The sequence below is a fragment of the bacterium genome, assembly GCA_022616075.1.
In the GTDB taxonomy this organism is placed as follows: Bacteria; Acidobacteriota; HRBIN11; order JAKEFK01; family JAKEFK01; genus JAKEFK01.
Genome location: JAKEFK010000119.1, coordinates 1 through 15,056, shown reverse-complemented (window position 1 = coordinate 15,056; position 15,056 = coordinate 1). Strand labels below are relative to the sequence as shown.

General features: G+C 48.6%; 15 protein-coding genes. 12 read left to right on the top strand and 3 right to left on the bottom strand.

The genetic code is table 11. The features are described from left to right. The 8 genes from L0156_09905 to L0156_09870 form a co-directional block, all read left to right on the top strand. The coding region (locus L0156_09905) for a hypothetical protein (GenBank protein ID MCI0603317.1) at window positions 1-216 on the top strand (216 nt) is incomplete at its 5' end. A 146-nt stretch (window positions 217-362) separates the two neighbouring features. After that, a complete protein-coding gene (locus L0156_09900; protein MCI0603316.1) occupies window positions 363-770 on the top strand; it encodes a 2OG-Fe(II) oxygenase in 408 nt (135 codons plus the stop codon). Between the two features lie 178 nt (window positions 771-948). After that, window positions 949-1,827 (top strand): hypothetical protein, encoded by an 879-nt coding sequence (locus tag L0156_09895; GenBank protein MCI0603315.1) that lies wholly within the window; start codon window positions 949-951, stop codon window positions 1,825-1,827. A gap of 16 nt (window positions 1,828-1,843) precedes the next feature. Next, window positions 1,844-2,737: a hypothetical protein gene (locus L0156_09890; GenBank protein MCI0603314.1), complete on the top strand. Its 894-nt coding sequence runs from the start codon at window positions 1,844-1,846 to the stop codon at window positions 2,735-2,737. Between the two features lie 25 nt (window positions 2,738-2,762). After that, window positions 2,763-4,067, top strand: a complete 1,305-nt coding sequence (locus L0156_09885; GenBank protein MCI0603313.1) for a hypothetical protein — start codon at window positions 2,763-2,765, stop codon at window positions 4,065-4,067. A 7-nt stretch (window positions 4,068-4,074) separates the two neighbouring features. After that, window positions 4,075-4,650, top strand: a complete 576-nt coding sequence (locus tag L0156_09880; protein MCI0603312.1) for a hypothetical protein — start codon at window positions 4,075-4,077, stop codon at window positions 4,648-4,650. A gap of 8 nt (window positions 4,651-4,658) precedes the next feature. Next, a complete protein-coding gene (locus L0156_09875) occupies window positions 4,659-5,135 on the top strand; it encodes a tetratricopeptide repeat protein (GenBank protein MCI0603311.1) in 477 nt (158 codons plus the stop codon). Between the two features lie 76 nt (window positions 5,136-5,211). Further along, window positions 5,212-7,665, top strand: coding sequence for a protein kinase (locus L0156_09870; protein MCI0603310.1), 2,454 nt, complete (start codon window positions 5,212-5,214; stop codon window positions 7,663-7,665). Window positions 7,666-7,742: 77 nt separating this feature from the next. Here L0156_09870 and L0156_09865 read toward each other — a convergent pair whose 3' ends face one another. Together L0156_09865 and L0156_09860 are read right to left on the bottom strand one after the other, a co-directional pair. Beyond that, window positions 7,743-9,806, bottom strand: coding sequence for a prolyl oligopeptidase family serine peptidase (locus L0156_09865; GenBank protein MCI0603309.1), 2,064 nt, complete (start codon window positions 9,804-9,806; stop codon window positions 7,743-7,745). 88 nt (window positions 9,807-9,894) lie between these two features. Then, window positions 9,895-10,962, bottom strand: a complete 1,068-nt coding sequence (locus tag L0156_09860) for a hypothetical protein (GenBank protein ID MCI0603308.1) — start codon at window positions 10,960-10,962, stop codon at window positions 9,895-9,897. 77 nt (window positions 10,963-11,039) lie between these two features. On the opposite strand from L0156_09860, the gene L0156_09855 reads away from it, so the two are divergent. The 3 genes from L0156_09855 to L0156_09845 all read left to right on the top strand — a co-directional run bounded on the left by L0156_09855 (window position 11,040) and on the right by L0156_09845 (window position 12,737). Continuing rightward, window positions 11,040-11,993 (top strand): DUF523 and DUF1722 domain-containing protein, encoded by a 954-nt coding sequence (locus L0156_09855; protein MCI0603307.1) that lies wholly within the window; start codon window positions 11,040-11,042, stop codon window positions 11,991-11,993. Between the two features lie 79 nt (window positions 11,994-12,072). Further along, a complete protein-coding gene (locus L0156_09850) occupies window positions 12,073-12,324 on the top strand; it encodes a type II toxin-antitoxin system Phd/YefM family antitoxin (GenBank protein ID MCI0603306.1) in 252 nt (83 codons plus the stop codon). Next, window positions 12,321-12,737 carry a type II toxin-antitoxin system VapC family toxin gene (locus L0156_09845; protein ID MCI0603305.1) on the top strand — a complete coding sequence of 139 codons (417 nt, stop codon included), beginning with the start codon at window positions 12,321-12,323 and terminating at the stop codon, window positions 12,735-12,737. Before L0156_09850 ends, L0156_09845 begins: the two co-directional genes overlap by 4 nt. Before the next feature lie 84 nt (window positions 12,738-12,821). Here the strand turns inward: L0156_09845 and L0156_09840 are convergent, their stop codons facing one another. Further along, complete coding sequence (locus L0156_09840; protein MCI0603304.1) at window positions 12,822-13,178, bottom strand: hypothetical protein; 357 nt, start codon at window positions 13,176-13,178, stop codon at window positions 12,822-12,824. 140 nt (window positions 13,179-13,318) lie between these two features. Between L0156_09840 and dacB the strand changes: the two genes are divergently transcribed. Beyond that, the gene (gene dacB / locus L0156_09835; protein MCI0603303.1) at window positions 13,319-14,908 is read left to right on the top strand and encodes a D-alanyl-D-alanine carboxypeptidase/D-alanyl-D-alanine-endopeptidase; all 1,590 of its coding nucleotides are present in this window, start codon (window positions 13,319-13,321) and stop codon (window positions 14,906-14,908) included. The last annotated feature ends 148 nt before the right edge of the window (window positions 14,909-15,056 follow it).

The following is a 15,056-nucleotide window of genomic DNA, read 5'->3' as shown; positions in this document are numbered from 1 at the left end:
GGTCCACCAAACACTCAACTGGCGCCGCAGGGCCCGCCAGACACTCAGTTACAACCGGAAGGTCCGCCAGGGCAACCACAGTTTCTGGATGCGCAAAATCTGCATGCTTTCCATAGCCAATTACAAACTTTCCAAAACATGGAGCTATCGCTGAATCAGTCGCTGGACCTTTTCCAGCAGATGAAGTTTTCAACCACAGGAAAAATATTTGGATGAACTGTGAAAGCGAAACTAATCAGGAAGTCTGGACCATAAGAAGCTTTCTCTCAACAGTAGAGGCAAATCAGCTTCTTTCTTCTGTCCGCGGCTCACCCGTGATTAGATCCGGATTAACAAATAGAAGTGGAAGTCAGGAAGGACTGATGGATGAGCAGGTCCGAAAGAGTTACACAGCTTTAGTCCCACCTGATATTCAGGAATGCATCCGGAATCGATTACTCTGTTTGAAGGGACCGCTGGAGCGCAAGTTTGAAGTGTCACTTTCCGATTATGAAGGTCCCATTTTTCTGCGATACCTGCCCGGAGGATTCTTCATCCCACACCGCGACGAATCTCCTGAAAACATAACCAGACATCTGTCACGGAAACTTACCGCGACCATTTTTGTGAATGATGAGTTTCAAGGGGGAGGCCTGGCGATTCATTCGTTTTCAACACAATTGATTCAACCTCTTGCGGGCTCAATGGTAGTCTTTCGTTCCACCAGCTTCCACGAAGTAAAACCTGTGATCTCAGGCGAACGGATCACAATTATCGGTTGGTTTCGCTGAGAATCCTTGCCGCTTCGTAGCAACATCGCGAAACGTTTCGCGATGTTGCGATAAAACAAAGCGCAACACAAACGCGAAATTCACTGCGAATCCACTTTCTTCGAGGATTCTAAAGAAAATCCAAACCGAATCATACCTGGTATGGAGATTGCTTTGACTGACTGATCGGAGGTTTCGAATGGATGCGATAAATAAGTTTCCAGGTCTCAGACAGACCGTTATTTCAGAGCCGCAAGAGTCCGAAATTCCACTAGACCAAGCTACGCAGAAAGTTTCGAGCACAGGAATCGCCAGTGTTCCTGATGCAGTTGAAACTTTCCAGGCGCCGGCTTTTGATCTTACTACACGGGAAAAACAGAAACGGATCGCCGAAGAAAATCAGAAACAACTCGCTCAACTGGAAGCAGAGCTGGCAGAGCAAAAAGATGAAATGGATTCTTTTTGGGGCGGAGTTAAATCATTTTTTGGTGACGATGGCGGCCTGAGGCCTGGCTCGAAAGCAGAAATGACAACACCCTATTCGACGACGCAAACAGAAACTGTGGAAGCTTCAGCGCTTTTTGATGTCTTAACGGCGGATGGTCCTCCGATTGAAGAAGCAGTCCCGGTTTCGGATCTTCGACAGGTACTGGCGTTTGCAAGAGCTGAGAACAAACAAGTATTAACAGCCGCGAATTTCAACGCATTTCTTTCAGAAAATTCCAGCAAATACGGTGAAATTGCCGCGAACCTTCGGCAAGTGGTCAATGACAATTTCTACTTAACGCCAAATCAAAGACAAATATTTGAAAGATTTTCTGAAAAGGATTTTCAGCAAATCCAGGATGCTGCGAACCGTGCATTAGAAACCAACCAGAGCATAGAGATTAGCATATTCCCTGATAATGAAGCCGGTCTACTGAAGATAACGCATGCCAATCAGCAGAATGAACTTATCCAAATTGCAGATCAAAACTGTGATGAAGCACTGAAGAACTTTGCTAAACAGCTGGAAGTTCAGAGAAATCTGGATCCTGGTCACGCTGCTCCAAAAATTCAGAATTACGGAATCGAATGAAGCCGGAGGTCTATGAATGGACGTGATTAATAAATTTCTTGGTATTCAACAAAATATTATTTCGGAACCGCAAGATACAGAGGTTCCGCCGGAGCAAACTCCTCAACAAGTCTCCAGCGGAGGAATCGCCAGCGCTCCTGATGCATTTGAGACTTTTCAAGCACCAGCGTTTGACATCCCTTCACTAGCCACTCCTATGAGTCCTATCACCTCGCTGCCGCAGAGTGAAACTTTTGATCCTTCTTCGTTCTTCGATCTTCTAGCAGCGAATCCCGGCGGAACAATCCCGAAAGAGTCCGTGCTTCCCGAGTCTGTAGTTGCTCAAGATGGACCACCGGTACAAGAGGTTCCCAAATCATATGCAGTTGGACCGGAAGAAGCGGCCAAAGAGATACTCAACGCATTCAAAGATCAATTTGGCAACTTCGCAGCGGATGAGAATGGATTTCACAGTGTCATGGAAGCCATTTACGGAACGAATTATAGCCGTGAGAAAGCTGAAGACCTGCGACAAAAAGCTTTAGCCGGTGATTACTCCTGGCTACCAAAGATCGAATTCGTTCCTGGCAACCAGATTAAGGGAGCCAACGGCATGTACGTGCATCGAAGTTATCAGGAGACCGTTTACCTTAATGACCGGCTTCTTCGAGATCCAATTGAAGCAGCAAAAGCTTTTATTAGAGGCGTCGGATTCCACCTGGATGGCCTGACCGATGATGATGTAACCGTGGCACGAAAGATCGCAAGCACCGTTTCAAACAATCCGTCTTACATGACTGATGAAGCTAATGGAAACGAAGGAGAACTGTTCCGCGCCGCTCTCGCCGGAGAGCCGACCGACTGGGATACTCAAAACCGCGAAGAATTTCACGTCTACTCAAACTACTATGGCTATGGCGATCGACTGTAATAGGTGAACAGAATGGAGGTATGTTATGGACGCGATCAATAGGTTTCTTGGATTTCAACAAGGTATTATTCCGGAACCGCTGGAAACAGAAGTTCCTCTGGATCAAACGGCTCAACCAGCTTCCAGTACCGGGATCGCAAGTGTTCCTGACATGTTTGAAACATTTCAAGCGCCCGCGATCAACCTTACTCCGTTAACAACACCGCTGACCACGCCTAATCCTCCGGCTCAAGGAGAAACAGTGGATGCCTCCTCCATTTTTGGTCTTCTGAATCCGGAGATCAGTGAAGTTGTGAACGATTTCATCACTCCAATGGACAAGAATAAATGGGACGTGATCGAATTCCTGTTAAATGAAATACGGAAGAATCCCGTTGATGCATCCGCGATGCTAGACAGACTGACCAGGATCACTCCCGAAATGCGAAAAGATGTTCTCAGTCAATTATCCAGCCAGGGCGATCTGTCCAGAGTCATGTTCAAGATGTATGACAGTAACCCATCGATCATCAGCGGTTTCATGGTTACATTGATTGGAGATTCGAAAAATGATCCCCAGGTTGCACCGCTGCTATCAGAAGTCTATAAAACGATGTCCGTGAGAATTGGTGAGGCTCACGATACATCTCCCTTGAGACAATTTCTCCAATACTTAAGTTCTAAGAATGAACTGGGGTCGACTCCGCCCCAATTGATCGCGCAAATGGAGTCTGATTCTCTAACACACGGCAGAAGGATGGATCTGACCTCCTACTCCTTGTTACGTGAAGCGAACTACATTCGGCAAGGAGATCCCTCTCCAAAGCAAAAAGCTCACGATGATGTTATGGCAAAACTGGATTCCGTCCCAGTGAACGACCCGAACTACGAAAAATACATGGGGGACTATCCAATCTGGGGCGAACAACAATTGGTAAAAATGCTCACGGACCCCACTCAGTTCAGAAGCCGGATCCAGAGACTCGTGCAATACCCGGATGGCGCCGGCAGATTGCTTGCGAAAGTGTGTAAAGATGCGGCGAGTTCGTTGCAAAATCCGAATGGTCCGACGCAGCAAGATCTGCAAAATGTCATGGTGCAGGTGGCCGACGCAATGCAGCAACACTATGATTCTGGATCTCCCGGCGCAAAGCTTGATTGCGCGCACGCACTAAATGGACTCGCGTTTTACCTGGGAAATGGTCAGGACGGTGTGAACGTGTTGAGCACCTTGCCGCCCAACGTATTGATGGACCTTGCCGTAATCTCGAACGGGGGAATCAATATTGCTGTTTCAACGCAAGACATGATTAACCAGGCACTGGCCATCTCCAAGCTCAACTATCCGTGAGGAAAAAATGAATCTTGGTGAACTTTCTCGCGTTCCCGATAGACTCAATGTCGTCGAATCCGCTAGAGAATCGGTAGAAGCTGCCGCGCAACAGGCTGAATTGCTTCGGGAAAAGCCATCGATCGGCGACGCACAACGATATCTCGAAGAAGTTGTTTCTGATTTCCCGGACGTGCCACAGCAAGCTGCAATTCGAACTGCGGCGTTTTCGGAAACGCCCGTCGGTTACTTGAGCGCGGCAGGAACGTCTCGATCCGGATTCAGCGAAATCGTTTCCATGGATGACGTGCATCAAATTCTGCGAAATCCAGGGTTCGATTTCCAACGTGGTGTACAGAATTTTTTGCAATGCGGAATACGCGAAGCTCTAGGAAGCATCAAAGTCAATGCCGGTACGACGACGGCACAATCACCTCTTCCATTGCCCCTGGAACAATTGATTACACCGCAGCAACCTAAACTGACCGATCCTGAACTTCAACGAACGTTGCACGTCTTCAATGGAATGGTATCCGTTCTTACGAAAATGGAAAACGCAACAAATAACCTTAAAAGCGAGCTGATTCGCCACATGCGATTCTAGGAGTTCGGATGCCCGGTATAGACAAAAACAAGCTGGATAAGTTTCGAAGAGGAGAGTTGAAGTTTGTTCAGATATTCAATATCGACGCAAAACAGATGGCAGGTCTCCTTACTGTTGGTCACAACTTCTTTTCACAAGGCCGGCTGGAAGAAGCGCGATGCATTTTTGAAGGCCTCGCAGTTCTGGATCCTAAAAATCCTTATGTTCATTCGATCCTTGGAGTCATTCATCAAAGAATGCAGGAATACGACAAGGCAATCCTTCGCTTTAACCGTGTATTGCAACTTTTTCCGGATGATATCAGCACGCTTACCAATCGGGGTGAGACCTGCCTTCGCCTGGGAAAACTCGATGAGGGCGCGCGTGATTTGAAAAAGGCAGCCGCGTTGGACCCGCAAAAAAAACATCCTTCTGCAAACCGCGCGCGCCTGCTGGCGGCAATGGCCGTGGATCAATTCAAGTCTTCCAAAAGAAAACCTCTTTGAACTCATCTAATACGGTAGAGCTTCTCAAGACCTGCTATAATGGTACGAAGGAATTCTCATCAGCTGACCGAAAAGAATGAGGCTCGAATCAGGCACTCGCCTTGGTCCTTACGAGATTCAATCTCTATTGGGATCCGGAGGCATGGGAGAAGTGTATCGGGCTCGCGATACACGATTAAACCGATCTGTTGCCATTAAGATACTTCCGGAAGAGGCTTGTTCTGATTTGCAAAGATTAAGCCGTTTCGAACAGGAAGCGCGCTCGGCTTCAGCATTAAATCATCAGAACATCATCACGATTTACGATATTGGAAAATATAATTCGAGCCCTTTCATCGCCATGGAACTCGTCGAAGGGAAAACTTTACGGCAAATCCTTTCATCCGGTCCTGTTCCGGTTAAGGATATGCTCAACGTTGCGACTCAACTTTCGGAAGGGCTCGCCTGTGCTCACGAAGCCGGAATTGTTCACCGCGATCTGAAACCCGAAAACGTTATCGTAAACAAAGACGCTGTCGCAAAAATCCTGGATTTCGGACTTGCGAAACTCTGTAAAGTTGGAATACCCGGCGAGAATGCAAGCCAGATTCCTACTGCAGCTCACGAAACCGAATCGGGAATCCTGCTTGGAACGATTGGATATATGTCTCCGGAACAGGCAAGCGGGCAGCCCGCCGATTTCAGGTCCGATCAGTTCTCACTGGGAACCATCCTCTATGAAATGGCCGCCGGACGTTCCCCTTTTCGGCGGAACACGGCTGCGGAAACTCTAACCGCTATCATTCGAGAAGAACCCGAACCGATCGAATCGTTAAACGCAAAAGTTCCGGCTCCTTTGGAACGATTGCTGCGCCGATGCCTCTCAAAATCGCCGGCAGAACGATACGCGTCAACACGCGACCTGGCACGTGACCTGCGCGATCTCAAAGAGCATTGGTCCGCTTCTACAACACGCGTATCACAAACAGTACAAGCTTCACCCGTGCCAAAAAGAACGAGGATTCAACTCTATCTGCTGGCCATAACTTCCTTCCTATTGCTCAGTCTACTTATTGGATTGTGGATGTTGCGGCCAGAACCGACACCGCCAGCAGATTCCTCATCCATTCGTTCCATTGCCGTTCTGCCTTTTACGGAATTTGGAAACCAGAAACAAGAAGAATACTTTTCGGATGGAATGACAGAGGCTTTGATTACAGAGCTCGCCAAGGTTCCGGGAATGAAGGTGACTGCGCGTAACAGTGTATTTCAATACAAAGGACGCAATGTGAATGTCGGACAAGTTGGAAAAGAGCTAGGAGTAAATTATGTTTTGGAAGGCAGTCTGCAGCGTTCCGGGGACCGCCTGCGTGTCCACGCGCAGTTGATTCATACTCGAACAGGGTACCATCTTTGGGCGGAACGATATGATCGTAGCGCGGCGGATCTGTTCGGCGTTCAGGACGACATCTCCAAACAAATTGGTTCCGCATTGAAATTAACCCTGTCGGAAACTCCGGCAGCAGAGAAGATACGTCCTACTGAAAATTTAGAGGCTTACGACCTGTATCTACGAGGCAAATATCTACTGAATAACATCAGCGAAGAGGACCTCAACCAGGCAATCCCACATCTGGAAAAAGCGATAGCACTCGATTCTCAATTTGCCCTGGCGCACGCCGCTTTGGGGAATGTTTATCGGCAAAAATTTTTTTTTGTAGAACCTAAAAAAGAATGGGAAGAGAGAGCCTTCGTTGAAATCGAAAAGGCAATTGTATTGGATCCAAATCTTGCCGAAGCCTATGCAGCGCGAGGTCGTCTGATTTGGACTCGCAAGAACAATTACCCTCACGAGAAATCAGCGGACGATTATAAGAAAGCAATCAAGTTAGACCCAAATCTGGCTGAAGTTCATGTCTACCTGGGAGGCATCTATCACCACGTCGGTCTCGTGGAAGAAGCACTTCAGGAAGTGACGACTGCGCTCAAACTCGATCCGACAAATTCGCTTGGACGCAGTAACCGTGTGATGGCTCTGTTTTTTCATCATGAATATCAGCAAGCTCTTTCGGCCTCTGAGCAGAGTCCGGGAGATGAAATCTGGCGTGCTTTAAGCCTTCTTTATCTGGGGGATATCCAGAAGTCAGCAACAGTGATGAAAGAACTGCTGCAAACAGAGCCGCAACGCCGGTCGTTGGTGAGGGTTTGGGACGCGTCATTCCTTCATAGTTGTTATGCGGCACTTCTGGCGAAAACGGGAGATAAAGCGGAGGCTGAAAAACACATTCGTATGGCTATTGAAAAGGACCGTGGCTTAGGACATTTTCACCATTCCGAATACAACATCGCTTTGGCTTATGCGCTAATGGGAAAAACTGCGCCGGCTATCGAATGGTTACAAAAGACAGGAGATCATGGATTTTCCTGCTATCCCTTTTTTGAAAAGGATCCCCACTTGAAAAACTTGCATGGCCAGCATGAATTCGAGACGTTCTTAGAAAAAATGAAACAGCAAAGAAACTATTATCGCGCTAAATTGTTAGTTAAATAGTCCGACTATGTAAGTAGGTAAACAAAAGTAGTGCGGGCGTCCCGCCTGCAGAACGCCGCGCAGACGAGACGTCCGCGCTACTTTGCTTCAAGATGCCGGTTGAAGAAATCGAGAGTAGCGTGGAACGTTCGGAGCCAGTTCTTGTGACGCAGCAGATCATGAACTTCATCCGGAAAGATCAAAGTTTCCACAGATGCTTTTCCTTCTTTGCGTAACCTTTGCACGAGATCCGTCGTTTCGATGAAATCCACGTTCCGGTCATCATCTCCAATGATGAACAAAACGGGCGAGGTCCACGTTGCAACATCCGCAACGGGCGATGAATCAAACGCCCTGCGCATCATTTCATCGCCACGGATTCCCCAATCTTCCGCGCCTCGCAGTTTCGCTCTTAACGCCCAATCGTGAACCCCATGCAAATCCACGCCTGCCGCAAATAATTCCGAATCACGCGCAAGTCCCAGCGCTGTCAGATAGCCACCATAAGAACCGCCCCACAAACCAATTCTGTTCGCATCGATATCCGTCCGTTTTTGGAGGAGTCTGGCAGCTGCAACGATGTCCTGATATTCAGAAGCGCCGTACGGCCCCTGATTCTCAGCGCGCCGGAACGCTCTGCCATATCCAATGCCGCAACGGAAATTAACGGCAAGCACAGCGTAACCATTTGCCGCTAAATACTGATTCATTCCGTATGCGTTGTGGTAGTAATCCATGTAGTGCCAGCCAGTAAGCATTTGTCGAATTGGACCGCCATGCATGTAGATGAGCGCCGGAAGTTTTGTCTTTGATCCTGATGGCAGGAATAGTTGTCCGTGAACTTCCGTCCCATCCATGGATTTGAAAATCACCTGCTGAGGCTCGACAAGTTCCTTCACCGGCACCGTTTCCAGCCGTTCCGGAGCAAGAAGCCGGGGATTTCCACCTGCCATCGGAATTGCAGCGGGAGCAGCAGGTTGTCTTGCTGTTGAACACAAAAAAATTACATTCGCGCCGGCAACCACAGGACTCCATTCAATGCCGTTTCCCTGCGTCAGCTTTTTCGGGGAACCTCCACCAACTGGAACCATCCAGAGATGACGCCGGTCAATATCTCCGCAGTTGGAGTTAAAAATCAATTGTTTCCGGTCCGCAGACAACAGAGCATGTTCTGTTTCACAGCCTGCTGGTGTCAACGAAATCTCTTTTCCACCTGCTGTCGAAACGGAGTAGATGCGAATCCAGCCGTCCGTTTCCCAGTAAAACAGAAGCCTGTTTTCCGCTCCCCACATCAGCGGTGAATTCGAATAATATTGTGCAAAGCCTCCAGACTCATCCGGCGATGTCCAGACCTTACGTCCGGCTCCGGTTTCCGCATCTGCGATCCAGATCGAAAATCTTGAAGTGGGTTCCCACGTTGCATCCGGCTCGGCTCGTTTTCCAGGAAACCGCAAGAATGCTATCTGCTTCGAATCCGCAGACCACACAGGCTGAAAATCCAGATCCACATCCGGCGAAAGCCACGTAATCTTACTTGTCGTTGGATCGTAAACGCCGATGAAATTATGATCATCGCGGAAACTGACGAAAGCCAACCGCGCACCATCCGGTGACCAGACTGGAAAAAAATTCTGACCGCGCGCATGCAACAATTGCTTCGCTTCTTTTGGATCCTGCATCGCCGCAGAATAAATTTGTCCGCTCTTTACAAACGCGATAGTCTTTGAATCCGGCGAAATCGCTGGAGAGGATCCCTCACCAATCCTTATTGGGGTTCCACCAACAATAGAAACAGCCCATACTTCCTGCTTGGCGCCCGCCGGATCACTATTCGGATTCGGATATTCTTGCTTCGAATTCGGATCGCCGCCGCGAACATACACGATAAACTCGGCATCTTTTGAAAATGTGAGCCCACTCAGCTCCTGCCCGTCATCGTCCTGATAATCCGTAATGCGCTGTGGTTTATACTCCGGCCCATCTCCAACCCAGATGTTCCGGCGTCCTCTTTCGTTGAACACCCAGGCCACGCGATCCTTTTCGGTTGCGCTAACCAGTGAGTAAGGAAATGGAGAACTCAGAATATCTTCGAGCTTCGGAGTTGCCGCAAGAAGAGATGAGAACAGAAAAATCAGTAGAGATGTTAATGCGGCTCGCTTCATTCACGCGAGTGTAACATTGCGCATCTTAAAAGAAAATGGCTGCAGTGCAGCGGTTTCTGCCTTGCAGCCTTTCGAACGCAATAGTTCTTTACGGACGAATTCGGATACCGCCCCAGAACATGTAGTTGTTGCCGATGTCATCCATATCTTCAAATGGCGCGCGTGCCTCAAACGCAATCTGAAGTTTTTCCGGACCCACACCGAACTGAACGAGAAGAGCAACCGTACGCTGATCTTCGTTATTCAAATCCCAGAAACTCACGCCGCCTCCCACGTAACCGTGTTCGAAAACAGCGTGTACTGCCGCATCGATGAATAGCGTATGATCCGAGTCTTCATTACCATCATCGTCTTCGTCGTCACCACTGAAAGGATCATCATCGTTCCCATCGTTATCATTGTCTCCGATAACAAATTTTCCGCCGATAGACAGCTCTGCTTCGACGTTGTCGGAAAGGCGCGGCAGAATCCCTCCTTTTACTCCCAGGATGGTTTCACACTCAGCTCCGAGGAATAAGTCATTGTCAAAATCCACTCTTCGTTCTTTGCCAAGGAAACCGGCAACAAAGAAGAGTCCTGGTCCTTCCGGTTCCACTTCCGGTTCTGGTGCCGGAGGCGGTTCAGGCACAGGTGCCGGTTCTGGCGGTGGAGGAGCTGGTGGCGGCGGAGGTGGTGGAGGTGGCGGAGGCGCTGGTTTTTCAATCACTCTTTCTTCCAGCCAAAAATTGCTGCAAATTTTCGGCGCGTAGAAACGCCATCCTGTGCCTCCTGATTCAAAATCCACGTAATAAGCTTCAAAAGGAGGCCCTTCATAAAGCACATCGATCATGGCATGCGGACGCCCCGCCTTGCGAGCCGCCATGAAACGCATTTGCGTTCCCGTTGAAATCGTTGTTTCTGAAAATGTTCCAGTGTCCAGGGCGTTAAGTAAATCCTGCGGGTTCCCGGACCAGCGAGCCCGCGCCAGAACTTGCTGGATGTCATCTCTCCTGACCTCCAGCATCTTCTTCAAGTCATCCGGTGTTTTTATATCGGGACTATAGAAAGCCGTTTTGGGATCTCCTAGTTTACGAACCCGAACAACTGCTTCCGATAGCGACGAGAAGAGGAAAACGAACAAAATCGCAAAGCTCAAGCGTGTTATCTTCTTGCTCACGGTTGTACTCCTATTTGTCCTGAAACCTATTTCCCGTTTGACCATTGTCAAGATCCCTCCAGAGATATTTTGTATGTATGATTACACCGATGAAACATACCAAAATCCGAATCGGCGTGAGCCTATGTCTTCTTGGAGAAAGAGTGCGTTATGACGGTGAACACAAACGGGACCCATTTCTGACGGAAATTCTAAGCCGGTACGTGGAATGGGTGCCTGTATGTCCCGAAGTGGAAGTAGGAATGGGCGTCCCACGTGAGAGTGTTCAACTTGTAGAATCTGCTTCGGGAATCAGGATGATGGGTGTCCGTTCGAAAAAAGATTGGACCGATCCGATGATCCAATTTTCATCGTGGCGCGCAAAGCAGCTTCAAGGATTGCACGCATTCATTTTCAAAAAAGATTCTCCCTCCTGTGGAATGGAGCGGGTCCGCATACATTCCAGCAAAGGAGTAAAAAGAAAAGGCCGGGGAATTTTCGCGGACACTTTCATCCGGATGCATCCCTTGCTTCCTGTTGAGGAAGAAGGAAGGCTACAGGATCCAGTCTTAAGGGAAAATTTTATCGAACGAATGTTCTGTTATGCGAGGCTAACGAATCTATTAGCAGCCTGCGGCGCGCCCCATGATCTGGTGGCTTTCCACAGCAGACATAAAATGACATTGCTTTCCCACAGCCCTGAGGATTATCGCGTTCTCGGAAGAATTGTTGCTCGCGCGGGCAAACTCACAAGCCAGGTGTTGCAGAAGTACAGTAGTTGTTTCATGAACACTTTAAAAAGAAGGGCAACTCCGCGTAAACACGCGAATGTGCTTCAACATTTGATGGGTTTTCTGAAAGAATCGCTCGATACGGACGATAAACAGGAATTGGTCTATCACATTGAAGAATACTGCAAAGGAAATCTACCGCTGATCATGCCTATAACCTTGCTAAAACACCACTTCCGCAAGCACCCGAACGCCTGGATCCAGCAGCAAGTTTATCTGGATCCCTACCCCGCGGAGTTGATGCTGCGAAATCACGTTTAGATCCAGGCACGTTTGACGTCTTTGGAAAAAAATGCGAATATAGTCTGACTAGTATAACCATAATTTTTGCGAGGAATCTATGGATACATGGCAACTCCAAGAGGCAAAAGCCCGCTTAAGTGAGCTTATCAAAAAAGCTGCCAAGGAAGGACCGCAGAGAATCACGGTTCACGGCGCTCCGGTAGCCGTTGTGATTTCGAGTGACGAATATGAACGGCTGAAAAACCCCCCTGGAAGTTTTGTAAAGTTCATGCGCCGTTCGCCGCTTTACGGACTGAGGCTTAACCTCCAGCGGGAGCAAACATTAAGCCGAGACATCGATCTCGAATGAGTTATTTGCTGGATACCAACATCGTATCGGAAACGATTCGTCGCCGACCGAACAGAACGGTGATTTCGTGGCTCGATCAGATTCCCGGCGAAGCACTCTTTGTGAGTGTTCTGACACTCGGTGAAGTTCGAAAGGGAATCGAATCTGTCGGCGATAGAAGACGACAGGAAAAACTTCGCGTTTGGCTCGAGCATGAACTTCCGGCATGGTTCGAGGGGCGAGTCCTTGCCGTAGATCTTTCAGTGGCAGATCTCTGGGGGCGGCTCCTGGCAGAGATCCGCAGACCTGTTCCTGTTATTGACAGTCTTCTCGCCGCGACCGCACTGCGTTATGAGCTGCGGCTTGTAACACGCAACTCCGGGGATTTTCAGTATCCTGGTCTCAAAGTAATTAACCCCTGGTTGGAAACTTAAGAAAGATTTTTTGCCTTCTGCGAAGTTTGGATCACGAAGGAATGGTCCGGTGTGTAGCACCGGACCGGACCATAAAAAGGAAGATTAATCCTTCTTCTCTTCCTCAACTACAACAATGGGAGTGTCAAGTCGAAGGATAATGTTCTTCTCTTTGCCAGCCGTGTCAAGTTTCAGAGTAACCTCCTCGTCTGGCACAAGAGTTTTTACTTCGATTACGTTTCCATCTCTATAAAACGTGGTCGTATCGTTGAAAACATAGATCACGTTTTCTCCGGTCGTGGCGTCCCGAAGCGTAATGGCCTTTTTCTCCATTTCGACTGAAACAATTTTTCCTGTAATTGCATCTGCCTTAATTTTTACCTTTTGTTCATCGTCAGCAGATACGAAAGCTATTCCCACGATTGCGAGTATGGATAGAGTAAGCACTAATGTTTTTAGCATTTGAAACACCTCCGAATAGAAAGTCGCAATCTTTACGATTTTCGCATTCGTGGATATAACAAAAATTTGTACCATTTCGGACTACGAGAAAATTTTGACAAGAAATGCTTTACAGGTTGGAAATACTTACTATGTGAAAGATGCTTTCGTTCTATCCGATTGCTAAGATTCTTCGGCTCAAGTTCACAGCGGTTCTGGCTCTCCTTTTTCTCCTGGCCGGTTGTGCGCATAAGGCTCCCGCTCCGCAGCCAAGACTTCCTGCGCCGGAAGTTATTCCGGTACCGTCGCCTCCGCTTCCGGTTTTGGAAACATTGCGACCAGCACCCGATCGCGTTGCGGAGTTGCGCGCGCGGCTGGACCGTATCATCGATTCATTTGAATTTCAAAACGCGTTGTGGGGTATCAAGATTGTCTCACTGGATAGAAATGAGATCTGGTACGAAAGAAACACCCGGACAATGATGTTGCCGGCATCGAACATGAAAATTGTAACGGCCGCTGCCGCTCTGATCAGGCTTGGGCCCGATTTTCGTTACGAGACCAGAATTGAAACGGACGGTCAAATTGTAAATGGAAGATTGACCGGCAACCTGATTGTTGTTGGATCCGGCGATCCGGCGATTTCATCGCGAATGCAAAACGGCAATGCACTGTCAATTTTCCGGGATTGGGCTGAAGAGCTACGCGCGCAGGGCATCCGCAGAATCGACGGCTCAATCATTGGTGTCGATACATATTTTGACAATCAACGGATTGCCGACGGCTGGCCGGCACACGCCTTAAACGCTCCCTACGCTGCTCAGGTTTCCGCTCTGCAATTTAACGACAATGTCATTGCTGTCCATGTCAAACCCGGCAGAAGAGGGAGGCTCGCCTCCGTACGTCTTCATCCTCACAACCGTTACCTGCGCCTGCAAAATCGCGTCGTCACCCGCTCCGGCCATTCCAACCGGTTTGTTGCTTACCGCCAGGACAATAGCAATATCATCATTCTGCGGGGAAGAATCGGCACAAGAGATCGAACGGATGTAAGGTACATTACGGTGCATGAACCGGCAGGCTATTTTGCAGCGGTGTTGAAAGAAACGCTGGAGAACATGGGCATTCGTGTTCGTGATTCCAGACGCGCTTCGAAAGAAGAAGCCGACTCAATCATAAGCAATCCCGGTCAGTATCGCATTTTGTTCACACACTCCTCCCCTCCTTTAGGAATTATCATCACGGAAATGATGAAGAGCAGTCATAACTTGTTTGCGGATTCAATCGCAAAAACGATTGCCGCGGTTGACAATGAAGAAGGAAGTTTCCAGGGCGCTGAAAAAGCAATCCGGGAAACTTTAGCTCCGTTAGGAATCAATCCTTCGGAACTGGTCATGGAAGACGGCTCAGGACTTTCCGGCTACGATTTCGTCACCCCAAATCTGTTGGCTCAAATTCTCGTTGGAATATATAAGGGACCTCTGTTTCCTTATTTTTATGATTCGTTACCGGTTGCAGGCGTAGATGGAACTTTGAAAAACAGAATGGTGGGGACCTATGCTGAAGGCAACGTCCGCGCAAAAACCGGATTCATAGGCGGCGTTCGCTCGCTATCCGGCTACGTTAAAACCAGAGACGGTGAGCGCCTGGCATTTGCGGTCATCGCGAACAATTTCAACTTTTCCCTCAGAGGAATGGATGCAGCCCAGGAGGAAATCTGCCTGGAACTTGCAGATTTCAGCCGAAAATAAGACTAGGGAGCGCAGGCTGAGCTTGTTGAAAAATCCAGAGACTGGCAGTCCCAGTTGGAGCGCGGGCATCCTTGCCCGCAAAATGCTCGTCGAGCGATCAGGTTTTTGCGGACTGGAAGTCCGCGCTCCAACTGATTTTTCAACAAGC

Excerpts from the sequence above, each read along its gene's own strand:
- dacB (MCI0603303.1), top strand. The coding sequence starts at position 13,319 with ATGCTTTCGTTCTATCCGATTGCTAAGATTCTTCGGCTCAAGTTCACA.
- L0156_09850 (MCI0603306.1), top strand. The coding sequence starts at position 12,073 with ATGGATACATGGCAACTCCAAGAGGCAAAAGCCCGCTTAAGTGAGCTT.
- L0156_09840 (MCI0603304.1), bottom strand. The coding sequence starts at position 13,178 with ATGCTAAAAACATTAGTGCTTACTCTATCCATACTCGCAATCGTGGGA.
- L0156_09880 (MCI0603312.1), top strand. The coding sequence starts at position 4,075 with ATGAATCTTGGTGAACTTTCTCGCGTTCCCGATAGACTCAATGTCGTC.
- L0156_09885 (MCI0603313.1), top strand. The coding sequence starts at position 2,763 with ATGGACGCGATCAATAGGTTTCTTGGATTTCAACAAGGTATTATTCCG.
- L0156_09870 (MCI0603310.1), top strand. The coding sequence starts at position 5,212 with ATGAGGCTCGAATCAGGCACTCGCCTTGGTCCTTACGAGATTCAATCT.
- L0156_09890 (MCI0603314.1), top strand. The coding sequence starts at position 1,844 with ATGGACGTGATTAATAAATTTCTTGGTATTCAACAAAATATTATTTCG.
- L0156_09845 (MCI0603305.1), top strand. The coding sequence starts at position 12,321 with ATGAGTTATTTGCTGGATACCAACATCGTATCGGAAACGATTCGTCGC.
- L0156_09900 (MCI0603316.1), top strand. The coding sequence starts at position 363 with ATGGATGAGCAGGTCCGAAAGAGTTACACAGCTTTAGTCCCACCTGAT.
- L0156_09855 (MCI0603307.1), top strand. The coding sequence starts at position 11,040 with ATGATTACACCGATGAAACATACCAAAATCCGAATCGGCGTGAGCCTA.
- L0156_09865 (MCI0603309.1), bottom strand. The coding sequence starts at position 9,806 with ATGAAGCGAGCCGCATTAACATCTCTACTGATTTTTCTGTTCTCATCT.
- L0156_09875 (MCI0603311.1), top strand. The coding sequence starts at position 4,659 with ATGCCCGGTATAGACAAAAACAAGCTGGATAAGTTTCGAAGAGGAGAG.
- L0156_09895 (MCI0603315.1), top strand. The coding sequence starts at position 949 with ATGGATGCGATAAATAAGTTTCCAGGTCTCAGACAGACCGTTATTTCA.